Source organism: Pseudomonadota bacterium (assembly GCA_011049115.1).
In the GTDB taxonomy this organism is placed as follows: Bacteria; Desulfobacterota; Anaeroferrophillalia; order Anaeroferrophillales; family Tharpellaceae; genus DSCM01.
Map to the genome: position 1 here is coordinate 1 of DSCM01000113.1, position 22,621 is coordinate 22,621.

A 22,621-nucleotide genomic window follows, 5' to 3' on the forward strand; every position below is an offset into this window, starting at 1 on the left:
CGCTGTACGGGTCAAGGTCAGGGACTGGGGGGCGGCCCTGAACCAATTCTCAATCCTATTTGAAGGCCGGTTACCGGTTTACTGACAACTCAAACCCGGACCGTTTACACAAAATGCTTTACAGGCCCCAGCAAGCCGGTGAACAGTACCAGGCCCAGACCTTTGCAGATTTTCTTAAAATCCATTTTTTCTTCTCCTCCTTAGCTTTTACACAGCTGTTGTTCGTTGATGCCAAACTCACCCTGAATCTGACACCACCTTCATTCAAGCCCGGACTTAATGTCACAGCAACATCAACATAATGTAAAAACTGAAAAAGGATTTGTTAAAGAAATCTACGCTGCCCCGGATTAATGTTTTTCAAACTCCTCGCCGCAGGAACTGTCGGAAAGTTCTTCTTTTTCGCCAGCGCAGGTTACCGTCAGGCATTCGCCGGCATCATCGCCCTCAGCTGGATTTTCCGGGATTTCTTCGTCGGCCGAAAGCAACTCGCGCGCTCCGACAGAAATATCAATATCCTGTTCCAGGCTTCCACAAAACCATGACAGTTCAAGAGAAAAACGGCCTTATCCTTTTTCTCCCGGGCACTGATTTCGATCTCAACCGGATCGGACAGCTGCAGACTCAGAACCTGATCATCCTTTTCAATTCTGACCATCCCGGAGCGAAAAGCGGCGGCCAGATCTTCAAGTTTAGCCGCGGCTTCGGCCGGGGCCATGAACTTTTTCAAACTGAGTTTCTTTTTTTCCATGATCAATTCTCCTTTAATGATTTACCTGCATCAAGCTTCAATACCCATGGCTCACGCCAGGGACAACAAAATGCCTGCCAGACATTCGGCATCGAGCAACGAATCGCTATCCGGGCTTATAAGTTCACCCCTGATTACGATAATGCCGCGGCGGGCAAACTCGGCCTCATCGAGCTTGCCGCAATAGTTACAAGAGTGCTTATCCAGCAGGATAAAGTTCAACAAGTCACCGTCTTGAAGCTCTGGATCATCCTTTTTCAGATAAAAAAGCAGTTTATCCACCTGATCCCTGAGCTCCAGACCCAGGGTTTCCGGGTCATATCCGGTACTGGGGATATAAACCTTGGGCGCCGGATTACGGGCTATGGCCCGGCCCAGCCCAGCCGGCAGCAGACTGGCAATCAGGCTTGAAAAAAAACTGTCCATCGGATAGCAGATTAAAGAGGCGCCGGCGATCAACTCACAAATTTTAGAGCGTACCGCAACCGTCGCCGTCACATCTTCTACGTGAGCAAGCCCCCCACCAGAAAAACCTTTTCTATGCGGCTGCCGGGACAGGGATACGCCCCGGCGGTAAACCGATGCTGCCCGACAAGAATGCGGCCGTCCGACAATGCGGCCGCCAGATGACAATTACTGCTGACCACCGGCCGGACCACGCCTCGAACTTCGGCCAGCTTTGAATAGATGTAAATTATCGGATCAAGGTGACGCCGGTTTTCAAGATAGCCGGCCGTCAGAATGAGGTTTCCGATATTGGCGCCGGCCAGATTGAAATCCGCAGGTTTTAGCTCATCGAAAAGTTGAAGATGATGGCGAATAATCTTGCGCATGGGTGAGGAAATTGCCAGGATCAACTCATGACAACCACCAACCATTGCTTTCAGTTCACCGGCCAGTTGCCTGGGACTCGCCGTTGACGGCAGGCGATAGGCAAACAACCGATAGATTTCGGGATTGCCGCAAATACTCTGATCGGCCAAAGCCATCAAACGGTTGCGAATATCACCTATCGCCGGCATGCGGAAAGCCTCGCGTAACCCGGCGGAGCTGCCCCCGGAATCAAACGGGGTAATCAGGTGAATCGAGTTACAGGTGTACTTGACAAGTTTCTGACTGAGTTTTTTCAACGCGCTGCCGCCGCTGAAAAAAAGCAGTCTGGGTCCCAGAGCCGGAGCCGTACGCAGAAGTTCAAGGCACTCCGGATCCGGCAATTTCACCTCTCGCCGAACGGCAACCCGCCGGGTAAAAACTAAATCCGCAGACATTGGGCTCAGTTACCTATCCTGATTTTGGCAATTCACCGCGTCCTGATTCCAGGACATTTTAAATTCAATCCGCCCTTCACCTTTACGAACCCGGGCCTTGACTTTAAAATCAATTTCGTCACTCGGATAAAGGAGAATCTCCTCCTCGGCCGAGGTGAGGATGAGTCGCCTTTTTCTCAAAGCCTTCAATCAGGGAGGTAAGATAAGCGATAACCGTTGCCGGCTTACCCCGAATCTCATAGCTGATCTTTTTTCCCGACATCGCAGTTTCTCCTAAACCAGTAAGCGCAGGCAGAATTCCGTCGCCCCGACAAAATCCACGCCGCCTCGAAGTTCATACATCGGACAGACGGAAAGCCGCCGCAGATATTTCTCCAGCGCAACCGCCGCCGTACCAAGATAAAAAAGACCGGCGGCCTTCATAAACGCCGGCAGCAGGGCGCGGCGGCGGCTTTCATCCGCAGCCACGACAACCAGACCGCCACCCTGGCGCTCCCAGTTCAGAATAACCAGGGCTTCGAGCGTGGCTTTACTTTGAAAACGATCCCGACCAAAGCATTGATCGATGTAAACATCGTATTTATGCTCAACCTGCCAGAGGGCATCGGTTTCCAGCAGACCAAAGCGTTCCCGATCGGCCAGCGGCATCACCATCGCCAGATCGGGATTACCCAGGGCCGTCCCCGGATTGATCCGCGGCAGCTTCGCGATGCCATACATAAACTGCGGTTTGCCGGCTTCGCCTTCAATTAACAGTCGGTCATTGCTGATAAAATCAGTTCCCCGGCTCATCAGGTGCAACGCCAGGGTTGATTTCCCCATGCCGGAAAACCCGGCCAGGGCCAGGCCCCGGCCACCCTTGGCAACGGCGGCGGCGTGACCGAGCAGACAACCCTGATCAAGCTTATAGGCGATAAAACGATTATTAATAAAATTAACCACCTGATTGGCATTGGCGCAACAGGAACCGGCCACCAAATTGACGTCGGATGCAAAAATAAAGACCATGCCGGTCAATCTTTTGCGCACGATGCGCCCATCATCGAGATCAAGGAACTCTTCCTTGATCTTATCTTTTCCGAAATCCGGCATTTTCATTTCAAAATGAGCGTCAATTTCTGGAGGATCCATCTCCAGAGCCGTAACCGTCAGCTGCACCTCGCCCGCGGAAACCACGAAGGTTTCAAAATAATGCCTCAGATTTTCAACCAGCTTCGCGGCATTACTGACAAGCAGCACCCTGTAGTTCTCGAACTGCAGATAAAACTGGTGGTCAAAGTGCGTCCCCCGACACAAATCATCAGTTAAAGAGCGCAGGTTTCGAGCTGCATAAATCATCGATGTTCCTCCAGTCTACGAATCACATAGTCGGTATAAAGCGAGGCGACATCCAAGCCTCGAGCTTCCTGCAGGCCGCGAAAACCACCAAAAGCGGAAACTTCGAAAACTATCGGTCCAGCCGCCGTTTCCGCCACATCAACGCAGGTAAAATCAAGTCCGAAAGGGGCCTGGGCCCGCCGGGCCAGCTCGATAATCGCCGGATCAGGATCAATGGCCGCATATCTGCCGCCCGAGGCGATCGTCGTATTCCAGGATGCGGCCTGCCGGCAGCGGGCGTAGGTGGTCAGATATTCTCCACCCAGAAAAACCAGGCCGAGATCGTAAGTCCCCAGATCCACCTTTTTCTGAATATAAAGAATACGGTTGACCTTTTTGTAAGCCTGCAGTTTTTCAAGCAGCCCCGAGCTGCCATCCTGCAGCACGGTCATGCCCCGGGCCTTGGTTGAATAGAGAGGTTTAAGCACGACCTCGCCATACTCCTTGATAATCTGCAAAGCCTGATCGAGATCTTCCGTTACAGAGGTCGCCGGCATCGGCACTTCGGCCTGCTGCAGGGTAACCGTGCAACTAAGCCGATCAAGAACCCCAAGAATTTTTAAAGGGTCGGAACAAAGCAACACTCCATACCGAGGTAACAGACGCAGAATTTCGAGACGATCCAGGAGATCGGGAGAATAACGCTGACCAATCTTCTTGATAATCAGGGCATCGAATCGCCGCAGATCATGACCTTCAAACAAAAGACGACCGGAGGGCAGATCCAGCCTGACCTTATCCATTTCCACCAGCAGATGAAAACCGGTCCGGTGCGCGACGGTTTTAGCCAAAAGCTCCGAGGACCAGCCGCCGGCCGTACCAACCACGGCAATTTTCATAAAAGTTGACTCCGTTTCAAATCATTTACCAGCGGTCAAAAAACCAAGAGGACCATCAAACGCTGTAATAAAATATATCTTTCGGCAGCACAAAGGTTTCCGGAGAGGCTTTTGACTTTCTCCAGGCATCAATCTTTTCCAGCAAAAACAATGCGCGTAACGCCATTTCCTGGGCAAACTTATGATTCTGTTCAAACCTGGTCGAGGTATAAAACGATCTTACCAGCGCCAGTCCCAGGCGCAGGTCAAAGGTATGATCCTCCTGAGCGACGGCAAATTCACCGGCAAACCGATAAATCTCGGCCATTATCTGGTTGAGTCTGTCGCGCAACCCCTTTTCAAACACCGGTAAACGAAAATTTGAGATCATGATAACGACGATATCAGCCACGTAATCAGCCGGCCCGGAACGATAGAGATCAATAAAATGGATACTTTGCTAAACCTCATCATAAAGAATGTTATTTATATTGAGGTCCCCGTGACCGAAAACCGTGAACGGTGCCGCCAGAGTTTTCTCCCAGGCGCGACAGTTCTCGACCAGAATTAACGCTGAAGGCACTTCAAGACCGCTTACCACCTGCTGATCGCGAAAGATATCGGGATGCACGGCCATAATGTCTTCACTGCGCTTAAGCAGCTGCCCCATATAATCAATCCCTGCCGGAACCGTAATCAGGGATTTTTCCCAGACCCCGCGCAAGGTGGTTTCAAGTTTTTGCAGAGCCTTGACGATTAGCGACAGCGGCCGGGTGATGATAATGGACTCCAGGGTCTGCCCGGCAATGAACTCGACCAGTATTGAACTGCAATTGCCATCTTCATGAAAACTGTAAATCCGGGGCACCAGACCGGGCATGATCATGGTCCATTTTTCAATATTATCTCTTTCCTGAACAATTTTACTCCGGCTGCCGGATTTAAAAAGACCTTCCTGCCGCTTTTCACCCACCCCACCAGGCTGGATCCCACTCCCGACCCGGCTGATATTACAACCCGAGCGGTTGCCCCAGAAGGAATTGACTTCCAGCTTTTCGGGGGCGATACTGATTTCAGCATGACATAAGGTCTGCTGCAGGGCTTCGAACTGGCGAATTTTAATCTTTTCTCCCAGTATCGCCAGCAGAATAGCTTCACCGATATTGAGCAGGGCATCGCCCATACGTTCCAGATACCTGAAGATAAAAAGAGTGGTCACACAGGTATCTACCTCTTTGCCGTCCCGCAGGAAAGCCATGATTTTACTGAAATTTTACGTAAACAGCTCATCAAGCTCACACTCGGACCGACAGATCAGCATGGCTTTTGCGATATCGTTTTCAGTCAGGGCCTGATCCACGAGATTCAGGCTTTTCTCAATAAATAAAGACATCGGCTGAGGGGAGAAACTCCACCAGAACTCCCGATTACTAAGGAAATCCACCTGTTTGGATATATTAATGCAGCAATCAGCGATTCTTTCCAGATTCACACAGATTATCTGCCGCGCACGCAGATGTGCGATTTTCTCTTTTTCCTCAGATCCAAGCTGGCTCAGCGTGGTAAAACACTGATTTTCAATGGTCAACTTGAGATTATCGATATAGTCGTCCCGCTCGATTATTTTCCCGTGCAGCGCCTCGGAAAAGGATTCAATGTAAGCAAAAGTCCGGGCCAGCTGGTTGACGCCTTCACTTAAAAGCAGCCTGAAGTTATCATCCAGAACCCGTAGACTGGACTGGTTCTTATTTCTACCGGAACTGCTCATATTTCCGCCTCAGGACTCAGAAGATCTCAATTTCTTCCCGGGAAAGTTCCGCCGGGCCGCCGGCATCGGTCCAGCTTAATTTGATGGTCAACTTATTTTCCAGACCCTTTTTCTTGGCCTGAAACGAGATGCGGCATAACTCACCCATCGCCATCACAATCTTCTCATCGCCCGACAACAGGGTTATCTTTTTCTTGTCCAGGGCCTCAATCAGAGATTCAAGATACAGTTTGATCGAATTTGTGTCCTGCAGTGAAACATGAGAGAATTTTTTCCATCCATTGCTTTCCATCCCTTTTTCCCAGTGCCATCCGTTTTCCCTCAAGGTTAAGCCTTCGCAACACAGATGAGGCGAAAACCCTGAAACTTAGCCGTTCAAACGGCTTGCGTACTCTTCGATCACCTGCCGTCTACTCATCCCGGTTTTAATCAGTTCCTTGCTAATCGCCAGATCATCCCAGGCCGGCTACACCCCGATTTCACGTTCGGCTTTTTCCCTGGAACCGGCTTCCGGGCTCTTGAGTTTCTCCCCGAAATGAGTATCGTCTCCCATAAAAGCCAGCAGCCTGCGGCCCGGTTTGCGCCCCTGATTTTTTCTTTCCAGAACTGAAATTAAAAATTCAGTGTACTCCCGGGACTGCGGGTTCCAGATCTCATAACCATCGACATCGTAATCCGCCAGCAGAATCGGCCAGAACTGTTCCGGATGAGGAATGACAATCCCCGCCCCCAAAGCCCGAGCCTCTTCGATAATCTCCGAAGTCCGGTAAAAGAATTTCAGCGAAAAGTGACTTTTGACAATCTCTTTCAGGGCCCGCAGAAAGATCTGAATACGCAGCACCAGGGAGACATCCAGCTCAGCGCAGAGCTCGTCAAAATAATTCCGCAGCAGCTTGTTTTTGATGCTGGCCGGAGGAATCATGTCGCAATATTGATCAAACAGTTTTTCGAGTTTGCACGCGTGCGCGGCGATATAGGCAACCAGTTCCGACCCGGTTCAGGTTGCGCGCGCGGCTTCCTCAAGCCAGTCCGCCCGGGACCGGGTCAGGGCCTGGAGAAAACTGAAGAATTGAGATGAACGATATTTGAAGGTGTGCTCAAAGATATTTTTAAACACCCCGGCCTCTTCGACCCGGGCTGACTGAAAATGAACCAACAGCTGAACCTTACGGTTAAAACCGCTGGAATAACAATCAACCTCGACCCCTGAATAACCGTTAAATTCCATCAGAATATTATGCTGGGTCGGAATGATCAGTTCCTGTTTACGATCGGGAAACAGGAACTCCAGACGACGGGCTATCAGCTCCAAGGGAATAAATTCCGGATGCCAGTGCACCGCCAGGACCTCCTCCTGACGTTTAAATATCTTATCCGGGGTTACTATCCGAAGCTCCTCCTCCGCAGTCAACTCACTTGAAATCACCTTGAAAAAACGTTGTTCATCCGGCGCGGAAATCTCGGGTGACAGTCCCGGCAACGGGGCCGCGACCAATCCGGCGGCTATCCTTTCTATGGTGGCCATAGCTTTTTTCCGTTTCATTCCTGTGGTGGTCGTCAAGCATCGGTTTTCGACCACCAAATTCCATCTTTGACCAGCGGTACCTTAACCTTATAAAAAAATATTATTAACGTCGCATAAAGATAAACTGCCGTCCCCAACCCGGGGCCCCGCTTTTTTTTACCTTTCATAGTGATATATAAAGCCGTCTCAGCGAATTTTCTTTCCCAAAAATGTAACTATTCTGCTAAGCTGCAACCTCGATGAGCTTCAGTGGCCTTCCGCGACATGACGAGAGATTTCGTCGTTTCCCCCCCCCGGCGAGAGAAGCCCCATAACCTTGCGGCCGCCTGAGTGCGATAGCTGGACATCATAAACGCTGGGAAAGCAGAATGCGAACCTCGGGAGTCAAAGAAAAGCCCCTGCGAGCTCCCGAAAATGAATAGTTACCTGAAAATTTTCTTTCTGAGAGGGGAAATATCTTCTGGGGAAAACCGTTAGATTCGCCTTTCGTGGCCGGCCCCGGCCGCACCTGGCTGAATAAACGAGGGGGAAATGATAAGAGGAAAATTGATGGCGAAAAAAATCAAACTGGCATCCTGGAATGTCAACGGCCTGCGCGCGATTGCCAAAAAGGGAGAACTCGACAATTTCCTGCGGCAACATGATCCCGATATTCTGCTACTGCAGGAAACCAAGGCCGGGGCCCACCAATTACCCCCGGAACTTACCGCAAGCCCGCTTTATCATCAGTTTTATCACGCCGCCGTCAGACCCGGCTACGCGGGCACCGCGATCTGGGCGAAAAGGACGGTCTGCCCCGAATGTACCTTTCTGACCGGCATGCCGGGCTACAACGACGATGAAGGCCGCATCGCCCAACTCAAACTGCCGGGTCTGCACCTTCTGGGAGTCTATTTTCCCAACGGCGGCAAGTCGGAGGCCGCCTGGCAGGGCAAACTCGCTTTCTATGAAAATTTTCTCGACTACATCAATGAATTGCGACGGCAAGGAGAGAAGGTGATCTTCGCCGGCGACGTCAACTGCTGTCATGAAGCAATCGACATCGCCCGACCCAAGGAAAACGACGGTGAAATCGGTTTTCACCCGGAAGAACGACGCCGGCTCTCCGCCTGGGTGGCCGCCGGCTGGGTCGATGTCTGGCGCCGGACCTTTCCCGACAAACGGGAGGTTTATTCATGGTGGAGTTTTCGCGCCGGGGCCCGGCAACGCAACGTCGGCTGGCGGATTGACTATTTCTTTGTCGACCAGAGCCTTTTTCCGAACGTCACTGCGATCGACTACCTCGGCGGGCAAAACGGCAGCGATCACTGCCCGGTTATCATGGAAACCAGCATTGAATGAATCCGGCGATCAAGCTTTCGACGCCGGTTCAGCCACGTCTCGCAGAGCTTGTTGCAGCTGGTAGATTTCAGCTTGCCGGCCGCGCTTGCGACAACCGGCAAGATAGACGGCGCTCTTTTCCTGTAAAACCGCCAGCGCCATCTCCCGCTGGGCCTTCGTCAGCGTGCCGCTGTGAAGGACTTTAAGCAGCGCCTGAATCCGGTAGCGGTCAAGCGCGGGAACCGTGCGCGAGAGCTGATCGGCGTGCCCACCGTGCTTGACCACCAGTTTTTCGGCCAGCAGCGGCACGGGATAGCGACTGGCGGTCCGCAGCCAGAGATCATAATCCTCACAGGCCGGCAGATTTTCATCAAAAAGACCGACCCGGGCAAAAAAACGGCGGCGCATCATCACCGCCGAGGGACTGACCACACAGAGCGGCAGACATTCGGCGAAGATGTATCCGGAAGGCTTGCGGTGCCGAAAACGGGGATTGACCTGGCGCCCGTCCCGAATCCAGATTTCATCCGTCTGAGAAAGCAGCAGCTCCGGATCTTCGCGCATGAAGGCAAGTTGGCGCGCAATCTTTTCCGGACTCCAAAGATCATCGGAATCCAGCAGGGCGATAAAATCGCCCCGGCTGAAGGCGATGCCCCGATTACGGGCATAGCTGACCCCGCGATTGCGGGGCAGCCGCAAGAGCTCGATGCGGTTCCCGAAATGTTTTACCAACAGGGCCGCGCTGGCATCGGTCGAAGCGTCGTCGACGACAATGATCTGCAAACGGGAATAAGACTGATCCAACACCGAGGCCACCGCTCTGAGCAGCGGCTGCGCCCGGTTAAAGGTCGGAATCACGACGCTGACCAGAGGCGCTCGCCGCCCCCTCATGGCCGCAGATTTTTCACCAGACCGGCCATGATCCGGGCCCCGAAACCGGTCGCGCCGGGAGCGAAGTATTTCCATTTTTTCCCCGGATAGGCGGGCCCGGCAATATCGAGATGGGCCCAGGCGATAGTTTCGGGAACAAATTCACCCAAAAAGAGAGCGGCCGTAATCGTCCCTCCGTAAGCGCTGTTACCGATATTAGAGATCTCGGCAAAATCAGATTTCAGATCCTCCAGATAGGCCCTTTCCAGAGGCAGTTCCCAAAGAATTTCACCGCTTTCCTCGCCTGCCGCCCGCAACCGGCGAATCAGCTCGGCATCACGACCAAGCACCGCCGCCACCTGCACGCCCAGCGCCACCCGACAGGCCCCGGTCAGGGTGGCGGCGTCGACCATATAGTCGGGTTCGAGCGCGGCGCCCAGCTGCAGGGCATCAATCAGAATCAAACGGCCTTCGGCGTCGGTATTTTTAACTTCCACCGATTTACCGTTTTTCATGACTATCACATCACCGGGAGCCTGAGCTCGGCCACTCGGCATATTTTCGGCCAGGGCCAGGATTCCGGTCACCTTGACCCGGGCTCCGAGCTGGGCGATGATTTCCATGGCTCCGAGAACCGCGGCCGCTCCGGCCATATCCGATTTCATATCCACCATCGAAGGACCGGGCTTCAGGGAAAGTCCGCCGGAATCAAAAGTAATGCCCTTACCCACCAAAACCACATGGGCCGGCTTCCCTTCCTGCTCCAGCGGCGGCTCATAAGTCAGAGCTACCATGCGCGGCGGCCGGCAGCTGCCCCGGCCCACGGCCAGGAGGCCGTTATAGCCTTCCCGCGCCAACCGGTTCTCGTCCCAAAGCTCGATTTTCAAACCATGGCGGCCGGCGCTTTTAACCGCCTCGTCGGCAAGTTCCTCGGGGCCCAGTATCGACGGCGGATGGTTGACTAGATCGCGCACCCGGTTAACCGCCAGGCAAACCGTTTCCAGTCTTTGCAATTCAGCCTGAATCTGCTCCCGGTCAAGACCGCCGACGACAAAAACCACTTCCGGAACCAACTTGTCAGCTTCCCGGGCGGCGGATTTAAACTGCGTGTAATTATAAGCTCCGAGCACAATCCCTTCCAAGGCTTTTTTATGAAAACCCGGCGCATCGGGCCCATCCAAAACCAGAACCAGCGGCGAAATCTTAAGCGCCGCTGCCTCATTGAAAGCCTGCTGGGCGGCGCATTTGACCGCTTCCCAAGCATTGAGGTACTTGAACTGGGCCAGAGGCAGCAGGTAATCGGCCCGCTCCAGCTCCGGAGAGCCCAGAAACAACGACTTCTCAAGCCCCCGTTCCCGGTAAACCGCGGCTTTTTGTTCCAGTTCCGAAGATGAAGCAAAAAAAGACCGTTCTTCATCAAAAAGAAATACCCGCATTCCGGATTCCGGTGCCGGATAATGGTTCACAACCTTCCAGATAATATTCTTTTCCATGCTCATGCTCCTAAATAGGCTCCCTTAACCCTCTCATCGCGCAATAGCTCGGCGGCCGGAGCGGCCAGGACAATCCGGCCGGTCTCCATGACATAGCCGTAATCTGCCAGGCGCAGAGCGGCGTGCGCGTTCTGTTCAACCAGGAGGATGGTAATCCCCTCACCGGCTATTTTTTCAATAATCGCGAAAATCTTTTCCACCATCAACGGCGCCAACCCCAGCGAGGGCTCGTCCAGCAGCAACAGCTGCGGCTGTGACATCAAGGCCCGACCGATAGCCAGCATCTGCTGTTCCCCGCCGGACAAAGTGCCGCCGAGCTGACGCCGGCGCTCACCGAGTACCGGAAACAGATCGTAGACCATCTCCAGATCCGCCGCCACCGCACGTTTCACCCGCCGGCAGTAGGCCCCCATTTCCAGATTTTCCTGAATCGTCAATCCCGGGAAAATCCGCCGTCCTTCCGGCACCTGACAAAGACCGGCCTTGACGATCTCGTCCGGGCGTCGCCCGGTCAGAGGAGTGCCGTGATAAAGGATTTCACCGCTCCGGGGGTTGAGAATGCCGCTGATCACCATCAGCGTGGTTGATTTACCGGCGCCGTTGGCCCCGATCAGGGTTCTGATTTCTCCGGCGTAAATCTCTAGATCAACCCCCTTCAGGGCGTGAATATTACCATAATAATAATGGATATGGTCAAGCTTCAGCAACGGCATGCCGGGCTCCCAGATAAGCTGCGATGACCTTCTCATGGTTGCGGATTTCCGTCGGGCTACCCGAGGCAATGAGTTCACCATGATCGAGGACATAGATTCGGCTGGCAAGGTTCATGATCACCTTCATATCGTGCTCGATAATCAGAACCGCGATTCCGGCCTGACTGATCCGCCGCACCACAGCGATCAGCGCGGCGGATTCGGTCGGATTCATGCCGGCCGCCGGTTCATCCAGAAGCAACAGGCGCGGCTCGCTCGCCAGGGCCCTGGCAATTTCAAGCCGGCGCTGATCACCGTAAGCCAGAGACCCGGCGCGGGTCTGCGACTGTTTACCGAGACCGACGAAACGCAGACAATCTTCCGCCTTGGCGGCGGAGTCGAGCTCCTCGCGACGAGCCCCTGGCAAGGCCAGGACAATACCGAAAAAATTGGCCCGGGTTCGGCCGTGACGCCCAAGTTTGACATTATCCAAGGCTGAGAGTGAGGAAAAAAGACGAATATTCTGAAAGGTCCGGCCCATTCCGAGACGGGCGATGACATCCGCTCGCAGGTGTTGCCCGAAGGCCTCACGCACCCGCGGCAGATTACTCACAAGGAACAGCAGCGCCGCTCCCAGAAACAGCAGCAGCGCTCCCGGAACCAGCAGCGGATAGAAGCGAAAGAGACCGAAAAAAACGACTTCCGAAAAGCTCTCGCTCCGTTTCAGCCAGACGAGTGCACACAGGAGGTCGCTCATCACAAAAAGATTGAGCAGCAGGCGACTCCAGGGCCGCAAGGCCCCTAGCGGTCGCAACAGATAAATGCGGAACCCCGTCAGCAAGGTGAGGGCCAACACAGCTTCCAGGCGAAAAAAGGTTTCCGGCCAGACAACCCCCAAGACCAGCGGCAACCAGAGCAGCGAAAGCAGTCCGAACAACCGGCCGGCCCAGATCACCAGGCGCAATGTCTCCGGAGTCACCTGACTGACCAGACTCTGACCGGCGAAGATGATCTCCCCCGAGCTGACCCTGGTGACCGCGTTCAGACAATTAAAAAAAGTGGTTTTCCCGGCGCCGTTGGGACCGATCAAACCCACGATTTCCCCGGCCCGGACCTCCAGGGAAACCTCCTTGACCGCCGTCAGGCCGCCAAACCGTTTCACCACCCGGCGAGCCTGAAGCAGTACCTTGCCGGTTTTTATCTCAGCCACCGGACTCATTCCTTTTCCAGGGGCAACAGCCCGGCCGGGCGCCGGCGCATCATCACCACAATGATCAGACCGAAACAAAGATAGCGAGCCTGGCTCATTTCGGCCGGCAGAACGATCCGCAGAATCTCGGTCAGCGGAATCAGTACCAGAGCCCCGAGCAAAGCCCCGGTAATGCTGCCCATGCCGCCAAAAACAATCAGACAGAGAATCAGAATCGACTCCCAGAATTTAAACATATCGGGATGAATAAAACGGAACCAGCGGGCATAGAAAGCCCCGGCCAGCGCTCCGATGGCAGCACTCAGGGCAAAAGCAATGATCTTGTAAATGGCGACGTTGATTCCGACACACTCAGCCGCGGTTTCATCCTCGCGGATGGCGAACCAGGCCCGCCCCAGCCGAGAACCGCGAATCCGCACGACCACCCAGAGCACCACCAGCAAAAAGAACAGTATCAGATAATAGGTCTGCCAAGGCTGCTCCAGCAGATAGCCAAAACAATCGGGGCGGGCGATTCCGGGAACCCCCATCGGGCCTCGGGTCAGCCAGAGCTCATTGCGAATCACCAGAATAATCAACTCGGAAAAGCCGAAGGTCACGATGGCAAAATAATCATCCGCCAGACGCAGGGTCGGGGCTCCACGCAGCACGCCCCACAGGGCCCCATGCAAGGCCGCCAGGGGCAACACCAGCCACAGGCTCCACTGATACTGAACCGTCAGCAGCCCGGCAGTATAAGCCCCGAGTCCGAAAAAACCGACGTAGCCCAGATCGAGCAGGCCGGTAAATCCCGGAACCACATTAAGCCCCAGGGCGAGAACCATGTAGACCAGGGTCAGAGTCGCAACCCGAATCACATAAGGTCCGGCCTCGCCCAGCGGCAGCCAGGGCAGAAGCAGGACCAGCGCCAGAAGGAGGGGAAAGTATCTTTTATCGCTGAAGAGATAGTCGTCTAAATGCATAAGCCTGGATTTTGGACTTTTTCTAGAACCGCGTTCAGGGAAAAACCGCTCACGCCATCGGACGCAAGGGCCAGGGAAAATCAGGCCTTATCCTTAATGCGACGGCCGAAGATACCGTTCGGCTTGACCAGAATCACCAGAATCATCACCGCATAGGCAATGCCGTCACTATAGGCGGAAGAGATATAACCGCCTCCAAAAACTTCGGCCAGACCGAGAATCGCACCACCGAGAATGGCTCCGGGAATACTCCCGATACCTCCCAGCACTGCGGCGGCAAAAGCCTTGATCCCGGCAAAATAGCCCATGGTCGGATAGACCGCGTTATAGTAGAGGGCGACCAGAATCCCGGCCACCGCGCCCAGCGCCGAGCCCAGAGCGAAGGTATAGGAAACCACCCGATCAACATTGACGCCCATCAAAGCGGCCGCGATCTGGTCCTGGGCTATCGCCCGCATGGCCCGCCCCGTTCGAGTATAATGCACCACCAGCTGCAAAATCAACATCAGAATCATGGCGACCAGCAAAACAATTACCTGCAGCCAGCCGACACTGACCTCGCCCATTTCCAGGGCCGTCTCAAACAAAAACGCGGGAATAACACCGCGGGGGAAAGCTTTAATCTGCCCCCCCCAGATCAGCAGGGCCAGATTCTGCAGAAAAATCGACATGCCGATGGCGGTGATCAGAGCCGCCAGGCGGGGAGAACGCCGCAAAGGGCGATAGGCGATAACATCCAACAGCACTCCGGCTCCGGCGCAGATCAGCACTGCGAGCGGCACGGCAACGGCAAACGGCAGGCTCGGACCGAAAAAACCGGTCAGCAGGGAAAAACTCAGGAAGGCCCCGAACATATAAATTTCGCCATGAGCGAAATTTATCAGCTGAATAACCCCATAGACCATAGTGTAACCCACCGCGATCAAAGCGTAAATACCGCCCAGGGTTACCCCATTTACCAGCTGCTGTAAAAAAAGGGCTGACTGTTCGAGAAAAAAACCCTCCATTTTTGCCTACTGTAACTGTCCTTCCGCGCTGACCCATTGACCGTTTCTGATGATTTTGACAAAAGCGGCCTTCAGACAATCGCCATTCTCATCGAAATAGGTCGCCCCGGTAACCCCCGGGTAGGCTTTCTCCGGAGAATTGATCGCGGCCAGATAACCACGCACCTGTTCCCGATCGTTTCCGGCCACCGCCAGGGCCGCCGCCGCCAAGCCGACCGCGTCATAGGTATTGGCGGCAAACCAGTTCGGTTCAACTGAGAATTTATGACGATAGCGCTCGACAAATTCTTTAACGATGCTTCCGCCGCGATCCGCCAGAAAGGGGGTGGTCACAAACAAACCCTCAGCCTCGGGATTTTTCAGCATGATTTCATCATCCAGACCATCGCCTCCAAAAAAAGCGCATTTCAGGCCCAGATTACGAGCCTGGGAAATCAACAGGGTAGCCTGGGGCGCATAGCCGGGAATAAAGATCGCATCGGGCCGCAGCAGTTTGAATTTTGCCAACTGAGCTTTGAAATCCGTGGTTTCAGCCCGATAGGCTTCGGCTCCGACGACCTTGAGACCACTGTTTCGGGCTTGGGCAAAAAAAGCGTCTTTAAGCCCCATAGCATAATCATTTACCTCATAAAAAATGGCGACCCGTTTAAAATTCATGACCTGACTGGCATAACGGGCGAGAAAATCCCCCTGAAAATCATCCCTGTAAACGTTGCGAAAATAGTAAGGGCTGGATTTTCCGATCACCGGATTGGTCGAGGCCGGAGTAATCGCCGGCAGTTTGGCTTCCAGATAAATCGGCAACGCCGCCAGGGTCGCCGAACTACAAAGATGACCGATGATAATCGCGCTCTTCTGATCATTGGCGAAACGAGTGGCCACGGCCGCGGCTTCCTTGGGGTCGCAAAGTTCATCGGCCAGCTCGATCTCTACCTTTTGCCCATTGATTCCCCCCCCCGCATTGATTTCTTCCGCCTTGAGCAGGGCTCCGTTTTTCACGCCTTCACCAAAAGATGCCAGCGGCCCGGTAAAAGGGGAAGCCACTGGAATTTTGATGATTTCCGCCCCCCCTGGCACCGCCAGAAAGAAAACCAGCCCAAGCACCATGAGCTTTTTCTTCATTCCCCGCCTCCGTTTTTATGTTTGCCGTTAATCCACCATTCATTACTGCCTTTACTGAACCACCAGGCGGCCCAGTCACCCTCATACAGGGCCTTGGCCAGGGAACGACCGGAATCGGTCAACAGCCGTTGCCGGGCCACACTCAGCCATTCCCTTGCGTAAGCATTCCCGAGATCCAGTTCCTCCTTGAGAAGCACCATCAGGGCCAGCTGGTCGGCATCCGCGGACAGCCGGGCCTCGGGACTTTGGCGCTCGTCAAACTCTTTGACCAGAACCTCAATTTCCCCTCCAAAAAAGAGCGGCCGACACATGTCGCTCAGGGCACCAGTGGCCTCGACCCGCACATATTTCTTATTCACATAATTAAGATCGCCCGTGCGAGACTCAATCAGGTCGTGCAGCAGACAAAGTTGCAAGACCTTTTTTTCATCAATTGCCACGCCCCTTTCCGCTTCCATCTTGGCCAGAACAAAACCGACTATCATCGTCTGGAAAACATGCTCGGCCACACTCTCCCGACCGCTGCCGAGAAACTGCAGGCCGCTGCGCGGAGTCCGCCGCAGCATCGCCGCCGTAAAGAGGAATTCGGCCAGAGGCTTCACAGCTGCAAAGCCTCCAGTTCCCGTAACCGCTCAAGAATCATATTTTTCTTGATCCGGGCGGCCTGGTAGGCCATTTCATCCCCGGCTTCAAACGCCGCTTTGAGCTCATCCTCAATCCGGGCCGCCCCGGCCGCCATCTCGACATAAGACTTTTTTAACTCCGCGGTTACCGATTCCAGATTATCGTCCAGCTCCCCCAGGGTCTTTTGTATCCAGGCCGGGTCGTTGAAACGTTCGATCTCGGCCGTATCTTCCGCTAAATCAGCGGCCTTTAGTTTTTCTCGCATTTCCTGATCCCTCGGCATCACTCTGACCAATGCGGGAACAAGTCCCGCAACCCAAAGGGCCTTCACGGCCCGCAAATAAGTACTCTTGTCAGACCCAGCAGAGCTGGATAAGTTTCTTCATCGGGACATCCCCTTCGGGGATAACCCGTGAAGCACTTAACATTTTCTTGTTTTTGTGGTTGAAAAAATTGTTGAAAAAAAACAAGAAAATAACCCGTAAGGTTCTAAAGTTATCTATCAAACCTGCTGGCTGCGTAAGCAACCAACCGACTGCGTTCACCTTTAACTTTGGTCACGGTGTTGTACCTCTGGATATGCCGCCGGTCCAGGTTTCGAACGCCTCGCGGCTGGGGAGGACTTTACTGAAAGTTCTCTCCCCCCCCCCAAGTGCTTGCAGGTAAAGCAGCTCAGAACGGTTTCATTTCAATCCCAGGGAAAAGCGTTCTCGACCCATTCCAACTCAAATTTATCCGATTCCCGGGCCACAGTAATCGCGATCACATCAAAACGTAAATCACCGTCCCAAGGGTTTTGATTCAGATACCAGCCCGCAGTTTTAATCAAACGTCTCCGCTTGGCGACGGAAACGGCTTCCAGTGCATTCGTCCAGCCACCCTGACGTCTGGTTTTAACCTCACAAAAGATTAAAAGTTCCTGGTTACGGACAATCAGATCGATTTCCCCGAAACGACAACGAAATCCTCGTTCGACGATCGTCAGGCCGCGCTTCTGTAGAAAAGCGGCCGCCAGAGCCTCACCCCGGCGCCCTAAAGAACCACCCCTGTCCTTCGCCGTCATCCACAAACTTCCGCTTTGGCTCTGAAACTTTGACGATGCAGCCAGCAGGGTCCGATCCGGGTCAGCGCCGCCCGGTGCCGGCGGGTGCCGTAACCTTTATGAGAAGCAAAACCATATTCAGGAAATCGGCAATCATAATACTGCATCTGACGATCACGTATGACTTTGGCGACAATTGAGGCCGCCGCTACCGGCAGACAAAGAGAATCCCCCCGCACCAAGGGATATTGAGGAAGGTAAAGAGGCAAAGACTGAGGCCCGTCAACGACCACCAGATCCGGAACCTGGCGAAGCGAGGTCAGAGCCAGAACCATCGCTTTCAGGGAAGCCTGGAGGATATTGATTCGATCTATCTCCCGAGCGGAAACCACCCCCAGTCCGATAGCGACCCCAGCCGCCACCATCTGCCGAAACAGTCGTTCCCGAGAAGCAGGAGTCAATTTCTTTGAATCGTTAACCCCTGCCACGGCAAAACCCGCCGGCAGAATGACGGCGGCGGCAACCACCGGTCCAGCCAGGCAGCCGCGCCCGGCTTCATCGACCCCGGCCAGTTGCGGCCGCCCCAAACGAGTCATTAGAAGATTAAGCGAACGCAGCAAAGAATTTTCTCCCGGTTTCCGCTTCGGTTTAAGTTCTGCACGCAGCGCAGCTCAGAACAGCCATAACCCGCGGTTCAAAGCAGCTGCCGGCCGGGCTTGAAGACTTCCGGGAAAATCGCTCAGGCAAAGAAGCAGCGACAATTTTCCGCAAACACCAACTGAATATCAGTTGATAGTCTTGATCCGCGCTGCCTTACCGCGCAGGTTACGCATAAAATAGAGTTTCGCCCTTCTTACCCGTCCCTGATTGACAAGCTCGATTTTATCGACCATCGGGGAATGAATCGGGAAGGTTCTCTCCACCCCGATACCACCGGAAACCTTACGCACCGTAAAGGTTTCGCGGCTGCTTTCGCCCTGACGGCGCAGAACAAAACCCTGAAAAATCTGAATCCGCTGTTTTTCCCCTTCACGAATCTTGACATGCACCTTCAAAGTGTCTCCAGCTTTAAAGGGAGGAATGTCCATTCTCATACCACGCTGTTCAATCTGAGCTATTGCATTCATCATCGTTCTCCAAAATTGATGGCTTTGTAAAAAACGCGCCCCGAGGCCTCGCAATGAAGGCACTTCCGAGAGCGATAGCCTTGGTCAAAAATTCCCACAGTGAACTGGAATAAAAACCATGCCGTCTTATAGAATCCAGTGCTCTATGAACCTGCAATCCCGCCGCCCGGCAGGGCGCCACACGAACAAGGCGGATTTTTCAAATTGCGGCCCCCGACCGCCGAACCCATATCCGCAAACATGAGCCCGAAAATCAAACAACGTTTCTGCCGCTGTGTTCCTCCAGACGCCACCGCTCAATAAGCCTGACTTCAGCCGAAGTTAATTCCGCTTCGGCCAGAAGCTCTGGGCGACGTTCAAAGGTACGGCGCAGCGCCTGCCGGCGTCGCCATTCCTGAATCCGGGCATGATGTCCGGAAAGCAGAATTTCCGGCACTCGCAGCCCGGCAAATTCCGCCGGTCGAGTATAATGGGGATACTCAAGCAAAGGCGAAAAGCTTTCCTCCTTAAGAGAGGCGGCCGACCCCAGAACTCCGGGCAATAATCTGACCACCGCATCAATCATAACCATGGCCGGCAACTCGCCCCCGGTCAAGATGTAATCACCCAGACTGATCTCGCGATCCACCCATGTCGTCACCCGTTCATCCACACCTTCGTAATGAGGACAAAAAATAACGATCTGGTCCATGGCGCTGAGTTCCTGGGCCAGGGCCTGGCTGAAAGGCTCTCCTGACGGGGAAGGCAACAAAACCTCTGCCGCCAAGTCAATCCTTTTAAGCGCCTGAAGAGCCGCCACAACCGGTTCGGGGCGCATCACCATACCGGCGCCTCCCCCGTAAGGATAATCATCAACGACCCGATGACGATCATGACAATAATCCCTCAGATCGTGGACATTTAGTTCAAACAAGCCCTGATTCCGGGCCCGGAACATAATACTCTCGGCAAAGGGAGAGGTGAACATCCCGGGGAAAATCGTGACCACATCAACAATCATCGGCCGTGATCTCCGACTCGACCGGCTTACCTTTGCCACCGCTGGGATCGACCACGATACAACCTCGCTCAAAATCAATGGCAAGGATATAGTCGGAAACCCCTGGCAACAGTAACTCGTCAGAACTGTTCACGGCCCCGTTGTTCGCGCTTTTTACCACGTAAACATCATGAGCCCCGGTCTGCATGATCTCTGCCAGGCGCCCCAGGGGTTGATCTTGACTATCGAGTACGTCCAGCCCGATAAGTTGAAAATGATAAAACTCATCCTCCGCCGGAGGCGGCAAACGGCTACCTCGACAAACAAGTTCCGAGCCTATCAGTTTCTGGGCCTGCCCAACCGACTCCAGTCCGGCAATTTTCAACAAATAAGCATTTTTCTGAAAACGCCAGGTAAGCACCTGAATTTCATTCAGGGAACCTTCCGGAGAGCGCAAAAAAAGACCCGCCAGAAGAAAATTTTCCGGGTTTTCGATCTCGGAACGAACCTTTACTTCACCGCGCAGCCCATGCGTTTTGACGATTTCTCCCAAAACCACCCAGGGATCGTTCATAAAACCACCGCTTTTTGCGTTTCCGTCAAGTTCACCCGCTCCGGAATCCAGCCAATTCAGAAAAAAGCTACTCGACAATCTCAAGGCTGGCGCGGCGGCCTTCCTTGGCGGCCGCCGCGCCTAAAATGGTCCGCATGGCCCGGGCGGTTTTCCCCTGACGACCGATCACCTTCCCCAGATCTTTCTGATTGACGCAAAGCTCCAGCAGTACGGCCTCGTCTTCTTCCCGCTCCCTGACCTCAACCTCATCCGGGTTATCAACCAGGGATTTAGCCAGATACTCAATCAAATCTTTATACATTGCTTCTCTCCAAGCACCTGCTAAACCAGGCGGCAAAGGAATCGATTATGAGATCAAGCTGAACGAGCGGCCCCGAAAAGCTCCTAAGCGGAGACCTCTGCAGAGGCTCGTCCTTTTTCAATCAAACTGGCCACGGTGGGCGTCGGAATAGCTCCCTGCTCCAGCCAGTAATTGAGTTTATCATCATGCAAAACTATCGCCGCCGGGTCTTGATGGGGATCATAGGTCCCGACAATTTCGAGAAAACGACCATCCCTGGGAGCCTGGGAATCAGCCGCGACAATCCGGTAGAAGGGTTTCTTCTTCGCCCCTCTCCGGGTCAATCTTAATTTTACTGCCATCAGTCAAATTCTCCTTTTTTATAAACAAAATTTCAGTTAGTTACTGCAAAAATTATCATCAAACGCCAAGTTGACCCATGATCCGTTTTAGACCCTTAGGTCCCATCTTCTTGAATTGCTTCATCATCTTCTTCATTTCAAGAAAATTCTTCAGCAACCGGTTAACATCCTGAACCGTCGTCCCGCTGCCCTGGGCAATCCTTTTACGCCGGCTGCCGTTAATAATCCGGTGATCACGGCGCTCCTTGTCGGTCATTGAATTGATAATCGCCTCAATCACCACCATTTCTTTCTCGTTGATCGCTTCATCCCCGAGTTTATCCTTGAGCCGACCCATGCCCGGAATCATTTTCATAATCCCGCCGATTGAGCCCAGTTTTTTGATCTGCTTCAGCTGGGAACGAAAATCATCCAGGGAAAATTCATTCTTACGGAGCTTGCGCGCCAGCTCTTCGGCCTTTTTCTGATCCACGCTTTCCTGGGCTTTTTCGATCAGGGTCAGCATGTCACCCATGCCGAGAATCCGCGACGCCATGCGATCCGGATGAAAAACATCGAGGGCGCTGAGTTTTTCTCCTTCGCCGACAAATTTTATCGGTTTGCCGGTAACCGCCTTGATCGACAAGGCCGCCCCACCCCGGGCGTCACCATCCAGCTTAGTCAGGACAACGCCACTGATATCAAGGGCGTCATTAAAGGTTTTAGCGATATTGACGGCTTCCTGACCGGTCATCGCGTCGGCCACCAGAAGAATCTCGTGGGCCACAACCGCCGCCTTGATTTTCTCCAGCTCAGCCATCAGTTTCGCATCAATCTGCAAGCGACCGGCGGTATCAATAATAACCGTATCATAACCCTGCTGCCGGGCCGCCTCGACCGCCTTACGACTGATCTTGACCGGATCCTCATTCGCATCAGTAAGATAAACCGGAACCTCGATCTGACGCCCCAGACTCTGTAGTTGGTCAATCGCCGCCGGCCGGTAAACATCGACCGACACTAACAGAGGACGACGTTTCTGTTTCTTCAGGGAAAGGGCCAGTTTCCCTGAAGAAGTGGTTTTACCCGAACCCTGAAGCCCGACCATCATGATCACTGCCGGTGGAGCGACCTTAAGGTTTAAGCCGGAGGCATTACCACCCATCAGGGCAATCATCTCTTCATTGACGACCTTGACAAACTGCTGCGCCGGAGTCAGACTTTCCAGGACTTCACCGCCCATCGCCCGATCGCGAACGGCTTTGACAAACTGTTTGACAACCAGGAAATTAACATCCGCCTCAAGCAAGGTCAGGCGCACTTCACGCAGGGCATCCTTGACATTACCTTCGGTCAGACGCCCCTGGCCGCGCAGCTTTTTAAACGTCCCGTCCAGCTTGTCGGAAAGCGACTCAAACATAAAAACCCCGTAAAAAGACGCTTTTCTATCTTTTTACAAAAAAACCGGCGC

The 22,621-nt window shown here is 53.7% G+C and carries 26 protein-coding genes and 2 pseudogenes; 1 reads left to right on the forward strand and 27 read right to left on the reverse strand.

All coding sequences use genetic code 11. The features are described from left to right. Positions 1-421: 421 nt before the first annotated feature. The 10 genes and pseudogenes from ENN66_09915 to ENN66_09960 all read right to left on the reverse strand — a co-directional run bounded on the left by ENN66_09915 (position 422) and on the right by ENN66_09960 (position 7,507). A complete protein-coding gene (locus tag ENN66_09915; GenBank protein HDS16897.1) occupies positions 422-751 on the reverse strand; it encodes an amphi-Trp domain-containing protein in 330 nt (109 codons plus the stop codon). Positions 752-802: 51 nt separating this feature from the next. Further along, positions 803-2,019: pseudogene (locus ENN66_09920) on the reverse strand (GAK system CofD-like protein). Positions 2,020-2,028: 9 nt separating this feature from the next. After that, the gene (locus tag ENN66_09925) at positions 2,029-2,208 is read right to left on the reverse strand and encodes an amphi-Trp domain-containing protein (protein ID HDS16898.1); all 180 of its coding nucleotides are present in this window, start codon (positions 2,206-2,208) and stop codon (positions 2,029-2,031) included. Positions 2,209-2,292: 84 nt separating this feature from the next. Continuing rightward, the gene (locus ENN66_09930) at positions 2,293-3,357 is read right to left on the reverse strand and encodes an HprK-related kinase B (GenBank protein ID HDS16899.1); all 1,065 of its coding nucleotides are present in this window, start codon (positions 3,355-3,357) and stop codon (positions 2,293-2,295) included. Beyond that, positions 3,354-4,235, reverse strand: coding sequence for a GAK system ATP-grasp enzyme (locus ENN66_09935; GenBank protein ID HDS16900.1), 882 nt, complete (start codon positions 4,233-4,235; stop codon positions 3,354-3,356). Before ENN66_09935 ends, ENN66_09930 begins: the two co-directional genes overlap by 4 nt. Positions 4,236-4,290: 55 nt before the next feature. Then, on the reverse strand, positions 4,291-4,626 hold the full coding sequence (locus ENN66_09940) for a hypothetical protein (protein HDS16901.1): 336 nt from the start codon (positions 4,624-4,626) through the stop codon (positions 4,291-4,293). A gap of 48 nt (positions 4,627-4,674) precedes the next feature. Further along, positions 4,675-5,472 carry a hypothetical protein gene (locus ENN66_09945; protein HDS16902.1) on the reverse strand — a complete coding sequence of 266 codons (798 nt, stop codon included), beginning with the start codon at positions 5,470-5,472 and terminating at the stop codon, positions 4,675-4,677. 15 nt (positions 5,473-5,487) lie between these two features. Further along, positions 5,488-5,982 (reverse strand): PhoU domain-containing protein, encoded by a 495-nt coding sequence (locus tag ENN66_09950; protein ID HDS16903.1) that lies wholly within the window; start codon positions 5,980-5,982, stop codon positions 5,488-5,490. A gap of 16 nt (positions 5,983-5,998) precedes the next feature. Beyond that, positions 5,999-6,274, reverse strand: a complete 276-nt coding sequence (locus tag ENN66_09955; protein ID HDS16904.1) for an amphi-Trp domain-containing protein — start codon at positions 6,272-6,274, stop codon at positions 5,999-6,001. A 75-nt stretch (positions 6,275-6,349) separates the two neighbouring features. After that, positions 6,350-7,507, reverse strand: a pseudogene (locus ENN66_09960) (hypothetical protein). A gap of 531 nt (positions 7,508-8,038) precedes the next feature. Between ENN66_09960 and xth the strand changes: the two are divergent. After that, complete coding sequence (xth, locus tag ENN66_09965) at positions 8,039-8,848, forward strand: exodeoxyribonuclease III (protein ID HDS16905.1); 810 nt, start codon at positions 8,039-8,041, stop codon at positions 8,846-8,848. A 9-nt stretch (positions 8,849-8,857) separates the two neighbouring features. Here xth and ENN66_09970 read toward each other — a convergent pair whose 3' ends face one another. From ENN66_09970 to ENN66_10050, 17 genes are all read right to left on the reverse strand, one after another. Beyond that, entirely contained in the window at positions 8,858-9,718 is an 861-nt protein-coding gene (locus ENN66_09970; protein HDS16906.1) for a glycosyltransferase, read from the reverse strand. Then, positions 9,715-11,196, reverse strand: a complete 1,482-nt coding sequence (locus ENN66_09975; GenBank protein ID HDS16907.1) for a leucyl aminopeptidase — start codon at positions 11,194-11,196, stop codon at positions 9,715-9,717. Before ENN66_09975 ends, ENN66_09970 begins: the two co-directional genes overlap by 4 nt. Further along, positions 11,193-11,897, reverse strand: a complete 705-nt coding sequence (locus tag ENN66_09980) for an ABC transporter ATP-binding protein (GenBank protein HDS16908.1) — start codon at positions 11,895-11,897, stop codon at positions 11,193-11,195. Before ENN66_09980 ends, ENN66_09975 begins: the two co-directional genes overlap by 4 nt. Beyond that, a complete protein-coding gene (locus ENN66_09985) occupies positions 11,884-13,101 on the reverse strand; it encodes an ABC transporter ATP-binding protein (GenBank protein HDS16909.1) in 1,218 nt (405 codons plus the stop codon). The genes ENN66_09980 and ENN66_09985 overlap by 14 nt, the downstream gene beginning before the upstream one ends. Beyond that, entirely contained in the window at positions 13,098-14,054 is a 957-nt protein-coding gene (locus tag ENN66_09990) for a branched-chain amino acid ABC transporter permease (protein HDS16910.1), read from the reverse strand. Before ENN66_09990 ends, ENN66_09985 begins: the two co-directional genes overlap by 4 nt. 80 nt (positions 14,055-14,134) lie before the next feature. Further along, positions 14,135-15,061 (reverse strand): branched-chain amino acid ABC transporter permease, encoded by a 927-nt coding sequence (locus ENN66_09995; GenBank protein ID HDS16911.1) that lies wholly within the window; start codon positions 15,059-15,061, stop codon positions 14,135-14,137. A 6-nt stretch (positions 15,062-15,067) separates the two neighbouring features. Continuing rightward, positions 15,068-16,183 carry a branched-chain amino acid ABC transporter substrate-binding protein gene (locus ENN66_10000; protein ID HDS16912.1) on the reverse strand — a complete coding sequence of 372 codons (1,116 nt, stop codon included), beginning with the start codon at positions 16,181-16,183 and terminating at the stop codon, positions 15,068-15,070. Beyond that, a complete protein-coding gene (locus tag ENN66_10005; GenBank protein ID HDS16913.1) occupies positions 16,180-16,785 on the reverse strand; it encodes an HD domain-containing protein in 606 nt (201 codons plus the stop codon). Before ENN66_10005 ends, ENN66_10000 begins: the two co-directional genes overlap by 4 nt. Further along, positions 16,782-17,072, reverse strand: coding sequence for a hypothetical protein (locus ENN66_10010; protein ID HDS16914.1), 291 nt, complete (start codon positions 17,070-17,072; stop codon positions 16,782-16,784). The genes ENN66_10005 and ENN66_10010 overlap by 4 nt, the downstream gene beginning before the upstream one ends. Before the next feature lie 423 nt (positions 17,073-17,495). Continuing rightward, positions 17,496-17,870 carry a YraN family protein gene (locus tag ENN66_10015; GenBank protein ID HDS16915.1) on the reverse strand — a complete coding sequence of 125 codons (375 nt, stop codon included), beginning with the start codon at positions 17,868-17,870 and terminating at the stop codon, positions 17,496-17,498. Continuing rightward, entirely contained in the window at positions 17,867-18,445 is a 579-nt protein-coding gene (locus ENN66_10020; GenBank protein HDS16916.1) for a ribonuclease HII, read from the reverse strand. Before ENN66_10020 ends, ENN66_10015 begins: the two co-directional genes overlap by 4 nt. A gap of 189 nt (positions 18,446-18,634) precedes the next feature. Further along, on the reverse strand, positions 18,635-18,976 hold the full coding sequence (locus ENN66_10025; protein ID HDS16917.1) for a 50S ribosomal protein L19: 342 nt from the start codon (positions 18,974-18,976) through the stop codon (positions 18,635-18,637). A 253-nt stretch (positions 18,977-19,229) separates the two neighbouring features. Continuing rightward, positions 19,230-19,976 carry a tRNA (guanosine(37)-N1)-methyltransferase TrmD gene (gene trmD, locus ENN66_10030; GenBank protein ID HDS16918.1) on the reverse strand — a complete coding sequence of 249 codons (747 nt, stop codon included), beginning with the start codon at positions 19,974-19,976 and terminating at the stop codon, positions 19,230-19,232. Then, entirely contained in the window at positions 19,966-20,529 is a 564-nt protein-coding gene (rimM, locus tag ENN66_10035) for a 16S rRNA processing protein RimM (GenBank protein ID HDS16919.1), read from the reverse strand. The genes trmD and rimM overlap by 11 nt, the downstream gene beginning before the upstream one ends. Before the next feature lie 67 nt (positions 20,530-20,596). Beyond that, positions 20,597-20,830: a KH domain-containing protein gene (locus ENN66_10040; protein ID HDS16920.1), complete on the reverse strand. Its 234-nt coding sequence runs from the start codon at positions 20,828-20,830 to the stop codon at positions 20,597-20,599. An 83-nt stretch (positions 20,831-20,913) separates the two neighbouring features. Next, the gene (locus ENN66_10045) at positions 20,914-21,171 is read right to left on the reverse strand and encodes a 30S ribosomal protein S16 (protein ID HDS16921.1); all 258 of its coding nucleotides are present in this window, start codon (positions 21,169-21,171) and stop codon (positions 20,914-20,916) included. Positions 21,172-21,229: 58 nt separating this feature from the next. Then, positions 21,230-22,570: a signal recognition particle protein gene (locus ENN66_10050; GenBank protein HDS16922.1), complete on the reverse strand. Its 1,341-nt coding sequence runs from the start codon at positions 22,568-22,570 to the stop codon at positions 21,230-21,232. Positions 22,571-22,621: the final 51 nt, after the last annotated feature.